This window comes from Streptomyces sp. NPDC002467, from assembly GCF_042889825.1.
Taxonomy (GTDB): domain Bacteria; phylum Actinomycetota; class Actinomycetes; order Streptomycetales; family Streptomycetaceae; genus Streptomyces.
The window spans coordinates 302,930-317,902 of sequence record NZ_JBIARJ010000009.1 but is presented as its reverse complement, the minus strand read 5'-3'; the positions used below and the strand labels follow the sequence as shown (position 1 = coordinate 317,902).

At 69.2% G+C, this 14,973-nt stretch carries 17 protein-coding genes; 16 read left to right on the top strand and 1 reads right to left on the bottom strand.

Translation table 11 applies throughout. The features are described from left to right. The first annotated feature begins 244 nt into the window (after positions 1 to 244). The 5 genes from dop to prcA all read left to right on the top strand — a co-directional run bounded on the left by dop (position 245) and on the right by prcA (position 4,397). The gene (gene dop, locus ACFYYJ_RS21130) at positions 245 to 1,756 is read left to right on the top strand and encodes a depupylase/deamidase Dop (protein WP_385130711.1); all 1,512 of its coding nucleotides are present in this window, start codon (positions 245 to 247) and stop codon (positions 1,754 to 1,756) included. A 196-nt stretch (positions 1,757 to 1,952) separates the two neighbouring features. Continuing rightward, a complete protein-coding gene (locus ACFYYJ_RS21125) occupies positions 1,953 to 2,165 on the top strand; it encodes a ubiquitin-like protein Pup (RefSeq protein WP_030294332.1) in 213 nt (70 codons plus the stop codon). 36 nt (positions 2,166 to 2,201) lie between these two features. Beyond that, a complete protein-coding gene (locus tag ACFYYJ_RS21120) occupies positions 2,202 to 2,801 on the top strand; it encodes an endonuclease VII domain-containing protein (RefSeq protein WP_385130714.1) in 600 nt (199 codons plus the stop codon). Continuing rightward, positions 2,753 to 3,592 (top strand): proteasome subunit beta, encoded by an 840-nt coding sequence (gene prcB, locus ACFYYJ_RS21115; RefSeq protein WP_385363507.1) that lies wholly within the window; start codon positions 2,753 to 2,755, stop codon positions 3,590 to 3,592. Before ACFYYJ_RS21120 ends, prcB begins: the two co-directional genes overlap by 49 nt. A gap of 40 nt (positions 3,593 to 3,632) precedes the next feature. Continuing rightward, positions 3,633 to 4,397 carry a proteasome subunit alpha gene (prcA, locus tag ACFYYJ_RS21110; RefSeq protein WP_384750443.1) on the top strand — a complete coding sequence of 255 codons (765 nt, stop codon included), beginning with the start codon at positions 3,633 to 3,635 and terminating at the stop codon, positions 4,395 to 4,397. A gap of 63 nt (positions 4,398 to 4,460) precedes the next feature. Here the strand turns inward: prcA and ACFYYJ_RS21105 are convergent, their stop codons facing one another. Further along, the gene (locus ACFYYJ_RS21105) at positions 4,461 to 5,462 is read right to left on the bottom strand and encodes a LacI family DNA-binding transcriptional regulator (protein WP_389134390.1); all 1,002 of its coding nucleotides are present in this window, start codon (positions 5,460 to 5,462) and stop codon (positions 4,461 to 4,463) included. Positions 5,463 to 5,598: 136 nt separating this feature from the next. Between ACFYYJ_RS21105 and ACFYYJ_RS21100 the strand changes: the two genes are divergently transcribed. From ACFYYJ_RS21100 to ACFYYJ_RS21050, 11 genes are all read left to right on the top strand, one after another. After that, complete coding sequence (locus tag ACFYYJ_RS21100) at positions 5,599 to 6,846, top strand: MFS transporter (protein WP_385130722.1); 1,248 nt, start codon at positions 5,599 to 5,601, stop codon at positions 6,844 to 6,846. A 171-nt stretch (positions 6,847 to 7,017) separates the two neighbouring features. Continuing rightward, the gene (gene pafA, locus ACFYYJ_RS21095; protein WP_384582297.1) at positions 7,018 to 8,379 is read left to right on the top strand and encodes a Pup--protein ligase; all 1,362 of its coding nucleotides are present in this window, start codon (positions 7,018 to 7,020) and stop codon (positions 8,377 to 8,379) included. Positions 8,380 to 8,482: 103 nt separating this feature from the next. Then, positions 8,483 to 9,421 carry an FKBP-type peptidyl-prolyl cis-trans isomerase gene (locus ACFYYJ_RS21090; RefSeq protein WP_384750437.1) on the top strand — a complete coding sequence of 313 codons (939 nt, stop codon included), beginning with the start codon at positions 8,483 to 8,485 and terminating at the stop codon, positions 9,419 to 9,421. 43 nt (positions 9,422 to 9,464) lie between these two features. Continuing rightward, positions 9,465 to 9,842, top strand: coding sequence for an FKBP-type peptidyl-prolyl cis-trans isomerase (locus ACFYYJ_RS21085; protein WP_384582301.1), 378 nt, complete (start codon positions 9,465 to 9,467; stop codon positions 9,840 to 9,842). 145 nt (positions 9,843 to 9,987) lie between these two features. Further along, positions 9,988 to 10,944, top strand: a complete 957-nt coding sequence (locus tag ACFYYJ_RS21080; protein ID WP_385130725.1) for a helix-turn-helix transcriptional regulator — start codon at positions 9,988 to 9,990, stop codon at positions 10,942 to 10,944. A gap of 142 nt (positions 10,945 to 11,086) precedes the next feature. Continuing rightward, positions 11,087 to 12,055 (top strand): helix-turn-helix transcriptional regulator, encoded by a 969-nt coding sequence (locus ACFYYJ_RS21075; protein ID WP_385130728.1) that lies wholly within the window; start codon positions 11,087 to 11,089, stop codon positions 12,053 to 12,055. A 12-nt stretch (positions 12,056 to 12,067) separates the two neighbouring features. Beyond that, positions 12,068 to 12,295, top strand: coding sequence for a hypothetical protein (locus ACFYYJ_RS21070; protein WP_384582306.1), 228 nt, complete (start codon positions 12,068 to 12,070; stop codon positions 12,293 to 12,295). Positions 12,296 to 12,321: 26 nt separating this feature from the next. Continuing rightward, complete coding sequence (locus ACFYYJ_RS21065; protein WP_385363504.1) at positions 12,322 to 12,522, top strand: hypothetical protein; 201 nt, start codon at positions 12,322 to 12,324, stop codon at positions 12,520 to 12,522. Between the two features lie 196 nt (positions 12,523 to 12,718). After that, a complete protein-coding gene (gene tatA / locus ACFYYJ_RS21060) occupies positions 12,719 to 13,015 on the top strand; it encodes a Sec-independent protein translocase subunit TatA (protein WP_385130737.1) in 297 nt (98 codons plus the stop codon). Between the two features lie 47 nt (positions 13,016 to 13,062). After that, complete coding sequence (tatC, locus tag ACFYYJ_RS21055) at positions 13,063 to 14,028, top strand: twin-arginine translocase subunit TatC (RefSeq protein WP_385130740.1); 966 nt, start codon at positions 13,063 to 13,065, stop codon at positions 14,026 to 14,028. Between the two features lie 17 nt (positions 14,029 to 14,045). After that, the gene (locus tag ACFYYJ_RS21050) at positions 14,046 to 14,945 is read left to right on the top strand and encodes a diacylglycerol kinase (RefSeq protein WP_389134381.1); all 900 of its coding nucleotides are present in this window, start codon (positions 14,046 to 14,048) and stop codon (positions 14,943 to 14,945) included. The last annotated feature ends 28 nt before the right edge of the window (positions 14,946 to 14,973 follow it).

Below are 14,973 nucleotides of genomic sequence, written 5' to 3'. Positions count from 1 at the left end.
CCCTCCCCGGGCATCCGCAGCCGACTGCTTTACCGGCCGATTTTCAGCCGGTGACGAGGCCAATTCAATGACGGAAATGATCTCCCCACGAACCCGAAGTGGTTCTACGCTCTTCCTTACCGCCGCCGGACGCGCAGTGCGGGGACGGGCACCGCACAGGAACAGGCACAGGCACGCGCACCGGAGCACCAGCGGTACTTAGCGCCGCTCCCGACGAGGAGCGCCGCCGGGCAAGGAGGGCCGCATGACCGTACGGCGAGTAATGGGGATCGAGACGGAGTACGGGATCTCCGTCCCGGGCCACCCGAACGCCAATGCCATGCTCACCTCGTCCCAGATCGTCAACGCCTACGCGGCGGCGATGCACCGGGCGCGCCGCGCCCGCTGGGACTTCGAGGAGGAGAATCCGCTGCGGGACGCCCGGGGCTTCGACCTCGCCCGCGAGGCCGCGGACAACAGCCAGCTCACCGACGAGGACATCGGCCTCGCGAACGTCATCCTGACCAACGGCGCACGGCTCTACGTCGACCACGCCCACCCCGAATACAGCTCCCCGGAGATCACCAACCCGCTCGACGCCGTCCTCTGGGACAAGGCCGGCGAGCGGATCATGGCCGAGGCCGCCGTACGGGCAGCCCAGCTGCCCGGCGCCCAGCCGATCCACCTCTACAAGAACAACACCGACAACAAGGGCGCCTCCTACGGCACGCACGAGAACTACCTGATGAAGCGGGAAACCCCCTTCTCGGAGATCGTGCGCCACCTGACCCCCTTCTTCGTCTCCCGCCAGGTCGTCACCGGCGCCGGCCGCGTCGGCATCGGCCAGGACGGCCGCGAGCACGGCTTCCAGATCAGCCAGCGAGCGGACTACTTCGAGGTCGAGGTCGGCCTGGAGACCACCCTCAAGCGGCCCATCATCAACACCCGCGACGAGCCGCACTCCGACGCCGAGAAGTACCGCCGGCTCCACGTGATCATCGGAGACGCCAACCTCTCCGAGATCTCCACCTACCTCAAGCTCGGCACGACCTCGCTGGTCCTCGGCATGATCGAGGACGGGTTCATCAGCGTCGACCTCGCCGTCGACCAGCCCGTGCGCACCCTCCACCAGGTCTCCCACGACCCGGACCTCCAGCACCTGATCACGCTGCGCAGCGGGCGCACGCTGACCGCCGTGCAACTCCAGATGGAGTACTTCGAGCTGGCCAGGAAGTACGTGGACGAGCGGTACGGCTCCGACGCGGACGACCAGACCAAGGACGTCCTGACCCGCTGGGAGGACGTCCTGGGCCGGCTGGAGACCGACCCGATGAGCCTGTCGGGGGAGCTGGACTGGATCGCCAAGCGGGAGATCCTGGAGGGCTACCGGCGCCGCGACGGCCTGGAGTGGGACGCGGCCCGGCTGCACCTGGTGGACCTCCAGTACTCGGACGTACGACCGGAGAAGGGCCTGTACAACCGTCTGGTGGCCCGCGGCAAGATGAAGCGACTGGTGGACGAGCCGGCGGTGGAGCGGGCCCAGAGCAAGCCCCCGGAGGACACCCGGGCCTACTTCCGCGGCCGCTGCCTGGAGCAGTACGCGGACGACGTGGCCGCTGCCTCCTGGGACTCGGTGATCTTCGACCTCCCGGGCCGGGACTCGCTCCAGCGCGTCCCGACCATGGAACCCCTGCGGGGGACCCGGAACCACGTCAAGGAGCTCCTGGACCGCTGTCGTACGGCGGAGGACCTGGTGCGGGTGCTTTCCGGTCAGTGAAGTGGTTTCTTCGGGGTGCCTTCGAGGCCTGAAAGGGCCCCGGTCCGGGAATCATGAAATCAGCCGGACGTTATGAAAGTGCGGGGACGAATGTCGGACCCAACTTGTAGGGTCCGACGTAGGGTCTGATCTTGAGAGATCCCGAATCCCGGGGTCTCTCGACATGAGCGTGCGAACCGAGCGGGGTGAGGTAGACATGGCGACCAAGGACACCGGCGGCGGACAGCAGAAGGCGCAGCGCTCGACCGAGGAGGTCGAGGAGGCCGCGGTCGAGGAATCGACCGACCTCAAGGAGCGCCAGGAGAAGCTCTCCGACGACGTCGACTCGGTTCTTGACGAGATTGACGATGTACTCGAGGAGAATGCCGAGGACTTCGTTCGGAGTTTCGTACAAAAAGGCGGCGAATAGCCTTCGAATCCAAGGTGAACTCGCAAGCATGGCTCCATGTCCAATGGAACGAAGTGGTGTCGCGGTTGTAGCCGCGACGTCCCACTGAGCGGGTTCGCCCTGGATCGGAATCGTGGCGACGGCCTTCAGCCGAGGTGCCGGGAGTGTGTGGCGGAGTACAGCGCCGCGCACTACCGGCGCCGCCAGGCCGAAAAGGGAAAGATCGTCAAAGAGAAGGTCGACGTCCCGGCCGGTCACAAACTCTGTCGCCAGTGCGGTGTGATCAAGCCGCACAGCGAGTGGCACAAGAACTCGTCGGCGTCGGACGGCCTGTCCACTCGGTGCAAGGCGTGCCGGGTCGTTCAAGGCCGGGCGGGCCATCTCAAGCGTTCGTACGGAATGACCGAGGCGCAGCGCGACGAGATGATCGCAGCACAAGGCGGTGTCTGCCTCATCTGTTTGAAGGCTCCGGCCGTACATGTGGATCATTGCCACACGACGGGTAAGGTCCGAGGCGTACTTTGCTTCAACTGCAACACGGCCATCGGCAAGTTGGGTGACGATCCTGACGCTGCCCGTCGGGTCGTCTCATACTTGGAGGGACACGCGTGGAAGCCAACAATCGTGGCACAGGGCGTCTACCGGCAGCCTTCCTGACGCCGGGGTCGTCGTCCTTCATGGACTTCCTGGGAGCGCACTCGCCCGAGATGCTGCCCGGCAACCGCAAGCTGCCGGAGGGCGTCATCGAGGCGCCGCACGGGACGACCATCGTCGCGGCCACCTTCCCCGGAGGGGTCGTGCTCGCCGGTGACCGGCGGGCGACCATGGGGAACATGATCGCGCAGCGGGACATCGAGAAGGTGTTCCCGGCCGACGAGTACTCCGCTGTCGGCATCGCCGGTACCGCCGGCCTGGCCGTGGAGATGGTGAAGCTGTTCCAGCTGGAGCTGGAGCACTTCGAGAAGGTGGAGGGGGCGACCCTCAGCCTGGAGGGCAAGGCCAACCGGCTGTCCACCATGATCCGGAGCAATCTGGGGATGGCCATGCAGGGCCTGGCGGTCGTGCCGCTGTTCGCCGGGTACGACGAAGGCAAGGAGAAGGGCCGGATCTTCTCCTACGACGTGACCGGCGGCCGCTCCGAGGAGCACGGCTACGCGGCCACCGGATCGGGCTCGATCTTCGCCCGCGGTTCGATGAAGAAGCTCTACCGTCCCGATCTGACGGAGGAGCAGGCCACCACGCTGGTCGTGCAGGCGCTCTACGACGCCGCCGACGACGACTCGGCGACCGGTGGGCCGGACCTGTACCGCCACATCTACCCCATCGTCACCGTCATCACCGACGAGGGCTTCCGCAGGCTGGACGAGGACGAGTCGCAGGAGCTCGCCCGCAAGGTGACGGACCGACGGCTCCAGGAGCCCGACGGTCCGCGCGCCGCCCTGCTCTGACCAGTCCTCTCGTCACCCAGAAGAAAGGGACGGAAAGCCGGTGTCGACTCCGTTCTACGTCTCACCCCAGCAGGCCATGGCCGACCGGGCGGAATACGCCCGGAAGGGCATCGCCCGCGGCCGCAGCCTTGTCGTGATCCAGTACGCCGACGGCATCGTGTTCGTCGGCGAGAACCCGTCCCGTGCGCTGCACAAGTTCAGCGAGATCTACGACCGGATCGGCTTCGCGGCCGCCGGCAAGTACAACGAGTACGAGAATCTGCGGATCGGCGGTGTGCGGTACGCGGATCTGCGTGGATACACCTACGACCGTGACGATGTGACGGCCCGTGGGCTGGCGAACGTGTACGCGCAGACGCTCGGCACGATCTTCTCCTCGGCGGGCGAGAAGCCCTATGAGGTGGAGCTGGTCGTCGCCGAGGTCGGGGCGACGGCGGCCGGGGACCAGATCTACCGGCTTCCGCACGACGGGTCGATCGTGGACGAGCACGGTTCCGTTGCCGTCGGTGGCAACGCCGAGCAGATCAGCACGTACCTGGATCAGCGTCACCAGGACGGGATGACCCTGTCCGAGGCGCTGAAGCTGGCGGTGCAGGCGCTGTCCAGCCAGGCGAACGGTGCGGACAAGACGATTCCGGCGGAGCGGCTGGAGGTCGCGGTGCTGGACCGTACCCGGTCGCAGCAGCGGAAGTTCAAGCGGATCCGTGGCCGGCAGTTGGCGCGGTTGCTGGAGGCGGAGGTTCCGGCGGCGGCGCAGGCGGATGCCGTGTCGAACGACGAGGCGCCCGAGGACGACGCCGAGTAGGGCTGTGTGCGAGCGAGGCCCCGGTTGCCCTGGTGGGCGGCCGGGGCTTCGTCGTGTTCGGGGTCAGGGGGCCTTCGGGGCAGGGCCGGAGGAGTCGCGTACGACGAGGTTGACCGGGAGCTCGGGGGCGGTCCAGGGGGTGCCTTCGAGGACGGCGAGGAGGGCGGTCATGCCCTGTTCGCCGATGCGTTCGGCGGGGAGGTGGATGGTGGTGAGTTCGGGTTCGACGGCGGTGGCGAGGGCGAGGTCGTCGAAGCCGGTGACGGAGAGGTCCTGGGGGATGCGCAGGCCGAGGCGACGGGCGGCCTTGCAGGCGCCGGCGGCGAGGACGTCGTCGTCGCAGATGACAGCGGTGGGGCGGTCGTGGCCGGGGGTGGCGAGGGCCGTCTCCATGGCGGTGCGGGCGGCGTCGACGCTGAGGTGGGCGCGGACGGTGCGCAGTTCGGTGTGGGGGCCGAGGTGGGTGGTGAGGGCTTCGGCGCGGACCCGGAAGGTCCAGGTGTCGATGGCGGAGGCGAGGTGGAGGAAGCGGCGGTGGCCGTGGTCCTGGAGGTGGTGGACGATCTGGCGCATGCCGTCGGCCATGGCGAGGTTGACGTGGGCGGAGCCGCCGGCGGCGGGGTCGCTGTCGAGCATGACGAGGGGGAGGGTGGCTCCGCCGATGGCTTCGAGGGTGTCGGCGGCCATGGAGGAGGCGATGACTCCGTCGAGGGCGGCGCGGGCGGAGGCGAAGGGGTCGCGGGCGGGGCCGGTGCCGTCGGGGGAGGGGTAGAGGACGACGCCGAAGCCGTGTTCGGCGGCGATGCGGGCGGCGCCGGTGTAGACGCGGGCGAAGAATTCGTTGGTGAGGGCGGGGACGACGAGGAGGGCGGTGCGGGTGGTGCCGAGGCGGAGGTTGCGGGCGGCGAGGTTGGGGCGGTAGCCGAGGGTGGTGGCGGTTTCGCGGACGAGGTCGGCGGTGCGTTCGGAGACGCGGCCGCGCCATTTGTCGCCGAGGACGAGGGAGACGGTGGCCTGGGAGACCCCGGCGGCGGTGGCGACGTCCCGGCTGGTGGGTCTCGTCACAGGGGGCTCCCGAAGTGCGTGGTCAGAGCGGATGTGGTGGTCCGGTGGGTGGACCGGTGGACTGGGGCCATGGTACGTATGACCGGTCACGTTATACGTATTACCCCGGCGTGGGTCCGGGCAGAAGGGGGCGGTCATGGCCGCGGGATACGCGGAGCTGCTCAGGACCCGGCATGCCGCGAGGTTGCTGGTGGGCACGTTGGTGGGGCGGCTGCCGAACGCGACGGCGCCGATCGCGATCGTGCTGTTCACGCGGGCCGAGGGCGGCAGCTACAGCCTGGCGGGCGCGCTGGCGGCCGTGTACGGCGTGGCGAACGCGGTGGGTCAGCCGTTGCTGGGTCGGGCGGTGGACCTGTACGGGCAGCCGCGGGTGCAGCTGCCGGCGGCGGTGGTGTCGGCGCTCGGCATGGTGTGGCTCGCGGTGGCGGGTACGGGGTCGGCGGTGGCGGCGTACGCGGCCGTGGTGGTCGCGGGTCTGTTCACGCCGCCGCTGGAGGGTGGGCTGCGGGCGTTGTGGCCGGGTGTGCTGGGCGGCCGTGAGGAGCGGGTGCACCAGGCGTACGCGATGGACGCGGTGGCCCAGGAGGTCATGTTCACGGTCGGTCCGCTGCTGGTGACGCTGTTCGTGGCGCTGTGGTCTCCGGCCGGGGCGCTGCTGGCGCTGAACGCGATCGGGGTGCTGGGTGCGCTGTCGGTGGTGGTTTCGGAGCCGTCGAGGGCGTGGCGGTCGGAGCCGCGTGAGGCGCACTGGTTGGGGGCGCTGCGTTCGCGGGGGCTGCTGGCGTTGCTGGGTGCGTTCTTCTTCGTGGGGTCGGCGCTGGGGTCGATCACGGTGGCCGGGGTGGCGTATGCGGACGGTCACGGCGGGCAGGTGGTGTACGGCTGGCTGATGGCGGCGCTGGGTCTGGGTGCGCTGGTGGGTGGTGTGGCGTACGGGGCTAGGCAGTGGGCGGGTGCGCCGGAGCGGCGGCTGCGGTTGTTGGTGGCGTTGTTGGCGGTGTGTTATCTGCCGTTGATGCTGGTTCCGGGTGCGGTGGCGATGACGGCTTTGTCGGCGTTGGCGGGGGTGTTCCTGGCTCCGGCGATCGCGTGTGCGTTCATCGTGGTGGACCGGCACGCTCCGGTGGGGACGGTCACGGAGGCGTTCTCTTGGCTGGTGACGTTCTTCGGGGTCGGTGCGGCGATCGGTACGGCGGTCGCGGGTCCGGCGGTGGAACTGGGTGGTACGGCTGCGGGCTTCGGTGTGGCGAGTGCGGGTGGGGCCGCGGCGCTGGTGGTCCTGATGGCCACTCAGCGGGTGCTGGCGGCGCGGGGGCGCAGCCGTGAGGTGGCGGGTTCGGCGGGTGCGTCGGCCGCGGTGGAGGTGTCGGCGGAGCAGGGCTGAGGTTTTGCGGGTTTCGTCGGGGGCGGGTCGGGTATGCACAGGCGTCGTGTGGTGCTTTTCCGGCCGGCCTCCGGGCGTTTTGCGGCGGGTCGTCGGCGGTTTCGGGGAAACTGATCGAACCGCGCCTGCGAACCCGGTTTCAGAAGGGGGCAGAAGGCGTAATGTTCAGTCATGGACCGCCGCATTTTCGGGCTGGAGAACGAGTACGGCGTCACGTGCACGTTCAGGGGACAGCGCCGACTGTCTCCTGACGAAGTGGCGCGCTACCTCTTCCGCCGTGTCGTGTCATGGGGCCGCAGCAGCAATGTCTTCCTGCGGAACGGCGCCCGCCTGTACTTGGACGTGGGTTCGCATCCGGAATACGCAACACCCGAATGCGACAACGTGACCGAACTGGTCACGCACGACAAGGCGGGCGAGCGCATTCTCGAAGGACTGCTGGTCGATGCCGAGCGTCGCCTGCACGAGGAGGGAATCGCGGGAGACGTCTATCTGTTCAAGAACAACACCGACTCGGCGGGCAACTCGTACGGCTGCCACGAGAACTACCTGGTGGCGCGGCACGGGGAATTCTCGCGCTTGGCGGACATCCTCATTCCGTTCCTCGTCACGCGGCAGTTGATCTGCGGTGCGGGCAAGGTGCTGCAGACGCCGCGGGGTGCGGTGTACTGCGTGAGTCAGCGGGCCGAGCACATCTGGGAGGGTGTCAGTTCGGCGACGACGCGGTCCCGGCCGATCATCAACACGCGGGACGAGCCGCACGCGGATGCGGAGCGTTACCGTCGGCTGCACGTGATCGTCGGGGACTCGAACATGTCCGAGACGACGATGCTGCTGAAGGTCGGGGCGACCGATCTGGTGCTGCGCATGATCGAGGCGGGCACGGTGATGCGGGACCTGACGCTGGAGAATCCGATCCGGGCGATCCGTGAGGTCAGTCATGACATCACGGGTCAGCGCAAGGTGCGTCTGGCGAGTGGTCGGGAGGCCTCGGCGCTGGAGATCCAGCGGGAGTACTACGACAAGGCGGTGGACTTCGCCGAGCGCCGGGGGATCCGTACCGGCACGGTGGAGCAGGTGCTGGAGCTGTGGGGTCGGACCCTCGACGCGATCGAGGCGGAGGACCTGGACCGGATCGGGACCGAGATCGACTGGGTGATGAAGTACCAGTTGATCGAGCGGTACCGGGCCAAGCACAACATGACCATGTCGAATCCGCGGGTCGCTCAGATAGACCTCGCGTATCACGACATCCACCGGCGGCGCGGGCTGTACTACCTGCTGGAGCGCAAGGGGCAGGCGGCGCGGATCTGCAACGACCTGAAGATCTTCGAGGGCAAGTCGGTGCCCCCGCAGACGACGCGTGCGCGGTTGCGCGGTGATTTCATCCGTCGGGCGCAGGAGCAGCGGCGGGACTTCACGGTGGACTGGGTGCATCTGAAGCTGAATGACCAGGCTCAGCGGACGGTGCTGTGCAAGGACCCGTTCCGGTCGGTGGACGACCGGGTGGAGAAGTTGATCGCCGGGATGTAGATCTCGCCGGTGTGTGGTCAGGGCCCCGTAGCTGTCTCGTACGGGGCCCTGTTCACGGCTTAGAGTGGCGGCGACCGTTTGCCGTCTGAGATCTGAGGAACACGTGCGCCGACTTGCCGGCCTGCTTGTCGTACCCCTTCTGCTGCTGTCGACAGCGGCGTGTGGTGACAGCGGCTCCGACTCCGCCCAGATGAAGAACGGGGCGCCCGCGATCACGAAGGGTGCCGAGTTCGGGCAGAAGCCCACCCTGTCGACGGGTAAGGGGACGCCGCCGAAGGAGCTGAAGGTGGTGACCGTCAGCGAGGGCAAGGGCCCGGCGCTGAAGAAGGGCGACATCGCCCAGGTCAATTACCTCGGCCAGGTGTGGGACGGCAAGGAGCCGTTCGACCAGAGCTTCGACCGGGGTCAGACGTTCGATCTGACCGTCGGTGCGGGTGCCGTCATCAAGGGTTGGGACCAGGGTCTCGAGGGTCAGAAGGTCGGCAGCCGCGTCGAGCTGGTGATTCCGCCGGACCTGGGTTACGGGGCTCAGGGTTCGGGCGAGAAGATCAAGCCGAACGCGACGCTGGTCTTCGTGGTGGACATCGTCAAGGGTGCTTCCGTGCCGGTTTCGGCGACGGGCAAGGAGGTCCCGCAGGACGACAAGGCGCTGCCGAAGGTCGGTACGAACACGGACGGCAAGGAAGTGGCCGTGACCGTTCCGAAGGACACGGAGCCGCCGGCGAAGCTGGTGTCGAACTACGTCCTCGAGGGTGACGGCGCGGCGGTGAAGGACACCGACAGCGTGGTCGTCAAGTTCCACGGCAAGACGTGGAAGGACGACAAGACGTTCGAGAGCACGTACGCGTCGGACACGACGGTGACGTGGCCGATGTCGCAGCTTTCGGTCAAGGGCCTGAAGGACGGCATCACCGGCAAGAAGGTCGGCAGCCGGATCCTCCTGGTGATTCCGCCGGACATGGCGTTCGGGGACAAGGAGAAGGGGTCCATTCCGGCTAACTCGACGCTGGTCTTCAGCCTCGACATCCTCGCGGTGATGTAAGACTGTCCCGGTTGACCGGTTCGTAAGTTTGAGGAGCAGTTCCGTGAGCGACAAGCTCGAGAAGCCCGAGATCGATTTCCCCGAGGGTCCGGTTCCGACCGACCTGGTGATCGAGGACATCTGGGTGGGCGAGGGTGCCGAGGCCAAGGTCGGCGCCTTCGTCAAGGTCCACTACGTGGGCGTGGCCTTCTCCACCGGTGAGGAGTTCGACGCCTCGTGGAACCGCGGCAGCGCGCTGCAGTTCCAGCTGGGTGTCGGTCAGGTCATCCAGGGCTGGGACAAGGGTGTCCAGGGCATGAAGGTCGGCGGTCGTCGCAAGCTGACGATCCCGGCGCACCTGGCGTACGGTGACCGCGGTGCGGGCGGTGCGATCGCCCCGGGCGAGACGCTGATCTTCGTCTGTGACCTGATGGACGCCTGATAGGGCGACTGTTTGATCGGCTTTGGGGCCCCTGCCTGTCGGCGGGGGCCCCTCGCTTTTGTCCGGGCGCGCCGGGGCGGTACGGTCGACGGTCACGGCTGTGTCCGTGTGTGGGCGCGTACGAGGGAAGCGGGGATGGGCGTCGATGGCGATTGCCAAGGCCGAGCGGCTGATGAATCTGGCGCTGTGTCTGCTGGGGACGCGTCGGCCGCTGAGCAAGCGGGAGTTGCGGGGGTCGATCGAGGCGTACCTCGAGGCCGGCAACGACGAGTCCTTCAACCGGATGTTCGAGCGGGACAAGGACGACCTGCGTGAACTCGGCCTGGTGATCGAGACGGTGGAGAACCTGGAGGGCGAGATCGGGTATCTCGCGCGCCGGGACAGCAATCGGCTGCCTCCCGTCTCGTTGGACGCCGAGGAGGCCGCGGCCCTGGGGCTGGCGGCGAAGGTGTGGCAGCAGGCGCGGCTGGCGGGGGCGGCGAGCGGCGCCCTGCAGAAGCTGCGTGCGGGCGGGATGCCGGAGGCGGGGGATCCGTACGAGGGCCAGCACAGTGCCATCGAGCCGCGCATCCCGGTGCACGAGGCGGCTTTCGAGCCGTTGATGCTGGCGTGCCGGGACCGGCGGCCGGTGGTGTTCGACTACCGCAAGTCGACGGCGGCGCGGCCGGAGACCCGGCAGGTGGAGCCGTGGGCGCTGGAGTGCTGGCGGGGTCACTGGTATCTGGCCGGGTGGGACCGTGACCGTGGTGCGGAGCGGGTGTTCCGGTTGTCGCGGATCACGGGGAAGGTCCGTTCGCGGGCGGGCAAGTACGTCGCCGAGGTGCCCGACGTGGTGACCGTGCGGGAGACCGTGGCGAGCTGGGCGGGGGAGAGCGCGGACCGTTCGGCGCTGATCCGGCTGCGGGCCGGGGCGGGGTATCCGCTGCGGGCCAAGGCGACGGCCGTGCGGGAGGGCGGGGACGGCTGGGACGAGCTGGAGATCCCGTACGGGCACGGGCTGGACGCCTGGCTGGTGGAGTTCGGGCCGGACGTCGTCGTGGTCGGTCCCGCCGATCTGCGCGCGGACGTGGTGGACCGGCTGAGGGCCGTCGCCAAGGCCTGAGCGGACGCGGCCGGGCGGGGCACAGGTCCTCGCCGCGGGGGCCCCGCTGTCGGGGTGGAACGGTCGGGCCGGTCGGCCCGTGCCCCGACGCAATGCAAGCGCACCATTCGAAGAGCACGCCCTGAGGGGGAGACGTACCAGCATGGCTGCCAACGCCATCGACCAGACGCGCCGGATGCTGTCCCTGGTCACGTATCTGCGGGAGCGCCCGGGCGCTCACGTCGCCGACGTCGCACGGGCCTTCGGGATCACCGAGGACGAGCTGATCTCGGACCTCGACGTGCTGCCCATGTGCGGGACCAGTTTCCGGGGCGGCGACCTGCTCGACATCGACACCGACGGGGAGCGCATCTGGTGGCGCAACCCCGACGCGTCGGGGGAGTCCACGGCGGAGCCGCTGCGGCTGGCGGCCGACGAGGCGACCGCGCTGCTGGTGGCGGCGCGGGCGGTGGCGACCCTCCCGGGGCTGCGGGAGAGCGACCGGCAGGCGCTCCTGCGGGCCACCGCCAAGCTGGAGGCGGCGGCGGGCGAGGCGGCCGGGGCCTCCTCCCGGCTGTCGGTGACCTTCGAGTCCGAGGGCGGGGTCTTCGCGGACGTCGACCGGGCCATCGCGGAACGCCGCAGGCTGTGGGTCCGGTACTACTCGCCGGCGCGCGACGAGCTCACCGAGCGCAAGGTCGATCCGATCCGGCTGTTCGCGGTGGGGCACACGTACATGGAGGGGTGGTGCCACCTCTCGGAGGCGCGGCGCACCTTCCGTCTCGACCGGGTCGCGGAGATCCGGCTGCTGGACGAGCGGGCCGAGCCGCCCGCGATCGAGCCGCGGGACCTGTCCGAGGGGCTGGTCCAGCCGGCCGCGGAGGATCCGGAGGTCGTGGTCGAGGTGGGTCCGGGCGGGCGCTGGGTCGCCGAGTACTACCCGCACGACAGCGCGGAGGAGCTGCCCGACGGGGGGCTGCGGATCACGTTGCGCAGCCCGGATCCGGCGTCGCTGCGCCGCCTCGCGCTGAGGCTGGGCCGGGAGGGGCGGATCGTGGCCCCCGTCGAGCTGGCGGAGAGTGCGCGGAGCGCGGCTCGAGAGGCACTCGCGGGGTACGGGGAAACGGTCTGAGGGGCGGGGTCGATGTCGCAGAAGTCCGGGCCCGTCGCCTTCAAGGCGTCCTGTCCCGACTGCCGGGCCCGCTTCGAGTTGGACGCGGGTGCGCTGCGTCTGGCGATCGGGGGCAGCCGCAGGGCCACGTTCTACTCCTTCACGTGTCCCGCGTGTGGTGTGGCCGTTCGCAAACCGGCTGGTGAGCGGATTGTGGAGCTGTTGACGGGTGGGGGCGTGAGCACCCTGCGCAGTGTCTGACGGTGCTCCTCGTCTAGGCTCCTGTCATGCTGTGGCCGATGATCGCAATCGCCTCGGGTTTCCTGGGGCTCGCCGTCCTGTCCGTGCTGGCCGTACGGGTGTTCGTGGAGGTGCGCAGGCTGTCCGGGCAGGTGGAGCGGGCCAGCCGGCGGATCTCGGACGCCTCGGGGGAGCTGGAGCGGGCGGCGTCGGACCTCGCTCGGGCGGGTCGCGGCGTACGGCGGTGACATAGTCCACATAGCGGGACGGAACCGTGTGGCCGGGGCGTGAACAATCCGGTGTTCGCGCAAGCGGGGGTACCCCGGGGGATTGCCGACCGTTTACCCCAGGGGGTTACGATCCTCGGAAGGTCGGTCGCCGGTTCTTCGAGGTGGCCGGGCACAGCCACCACAACCAGCCGTTTCGGTGAGAAGGACGACACACATGATCGGCAATCTGAAGCCCCTCGAGATCCTCCTGATCGTCGCCGTGATCTTCCTGCTGTTCGGCGCCAAGAAGCTCCCCGACATGGCCCGCTCCCTCGGCAAGTCGGCCCGCATCCTCAAGAGCGAGGCCAAGGCCATGAAGAAGGACGGCGAGGCCGAGGACGCCGCTGCGGCGACGAACGTCGCCGACCAGGCCGCGCAGCAGCCCGTCGCCCCGCGCACCATCCAGGCCGCGCCCGGTGACGTCACCAGCTCCCGCCCGGTGAGCGAGCCGAACCGTACCGCCCAGGGCTGACCCGCCCCGGTCACGCCAGTCATCTGCAACGAGACAAGGGACGTGGGTTGCTCAAGTCTGCCCGCAAGCAGGAGAAGAAGGACCGGAAGGCACAGGACGCCGAAGGGCGGATGCCTCTCGTCGACCACCTGCGTGAGCTTCGTAACCGTCTGCTGAAGTCGGTCCTGGCGATCGTGGTGATCACGACCGTCGCTTTCTTCTTCTACAAGGACATCATCAACTTCCTGTTGAAGCCGATGCTGGATTCCGTCGGCTGCATCGGTGGGGTGGTGACCCAGCGCAACGGCCGTCCCTGCGCGGACATGACCGTGAACGGCCTCATCTCGGCGTTCTCGATCGCTCTGAAGGTCTCTCTGATGACCGGTGTGGTGCTCTCCACGCCGGTGTGGCTGTACCAGCTGTGGGCGTTCGCCGCGCCCGGGCTGCACAAGCACGAGAAGAACTACGCGCGCGGTTTCGTCGCGGTCGGGGCTCCGCTGTTCCTGACCGGTGCGGTCCTCGCGTACAAGATCCTCCCGCAGACGGCGACGATCCTGCTGGAGTTCACGCCCGACAACGCGCGCAACCTGCTTCCGGTCGACGACTACCTCGACCTGGTCGCCCGCATGGTGGTCGTGTTCGGCCTGGCCTTCGAGCTGCCGCTGCTGCTGATCCTGCTGAACATCACCGGGGTGCTCACGGCCAAGCGGCTGGCGGGCTGGTGGCGCGGGATGGTCCTCGGGATCACGATCTTCGCGGCGTTCGCCACGCCCACGGGTGACCCGCTGACCATGCTGACGCTGGCGGCGCCGATCGTGGCCCTGTACTTCGCCGCGCTCGGCCTGTGCCTGCTCAACGACCGCAGGCGGCAGCGGAAGAACCCCGACGCGCTGCTCGACGACGACGAGGCCTCCTCGCTGGACCTGACGCCGGCGCCGATCGGCGAGCGGGAAGAGATCCAGGCTCCGGCCGCGCTGCCCGGTCAGGACGACGGCGGCCGTGGGCGGATCAACGGTTACGACGACGCCACCTGACGGGTAAATTCCGGCGGGTGAGCTCTGAGATCACCCTCTTCGTCAATCCCACCGCGGGACGCGGCCGGGGCGCGCACGCCGCGCAGCCGGCCGCTTCCGCGTTGCGGGACGCCGGTTTCTCGGTGCGCGTGGTCGTCGGCGCGGACGGGCCGGACGCCCTGGAGCGGCTGCGGGCCGCCGTCCGCGAGGGCACCGGCGCGGTGGTCGTGGTGGGCGGTGACGGGATGGTCTCCCTCGCGTTGCAGGCCCTCGCGGGGACGGCGGTGCCGCTCGGGGTGGTGGCCGAGGGCACCGGCAACGACTTCGCGCGGGCGCTGGGGTTGCCCGTACGGGAGCCCGCGCGGGCGGGGCGGCTGGTCGCCGGGGCCCTGAAGGAGGGCCGGATCCGCGAGGTCGACCTGGGGCGGGTGGCCGGCGTCGGCGGGGGAGCCTGGTACGGGACGGTGTTGTGCGCCGGTTTCGACTCGCGGGTCAACGACCGGGGCAACCGGATGAGGCTGCCGGTGGGCCGGTTCAAGTACGACCTGGCGATGGTCGCGGAGCTGGCCGCGTTCCGCCCCTTCCCGTACCGGATCACCTTGGACGACGGGCCGGTGATCGAGACGGAGGCCACGCTGGTGGCCGTCGGCAACGGCTCTTCCTACGGCGGCGGGATGCGGATGTGCGCGGGCGCCGTCCCCGACGACGGGCTCTTCGACATCACGGTGGTCGGGGCGTGCGGCCGGGCCACGCTCCTGACGGTCTTCCCCCGGGTGTACAAGGGGACGCACCTGGACCATCCGAAGGTGACCGTGCACCGGGCGCGGAAGGTGACGCTGGAGGCGGCCGGGATGACGGCGTACGCGGACGGGGAGCCGCTGGGCCCGCTTCCGGTGACCGCCGAGTGCGTTCCGGGGGCGGTCCGGATCCTCTCGTAGCGCCCGACCCGGGGCCGCTCCCGCAGCC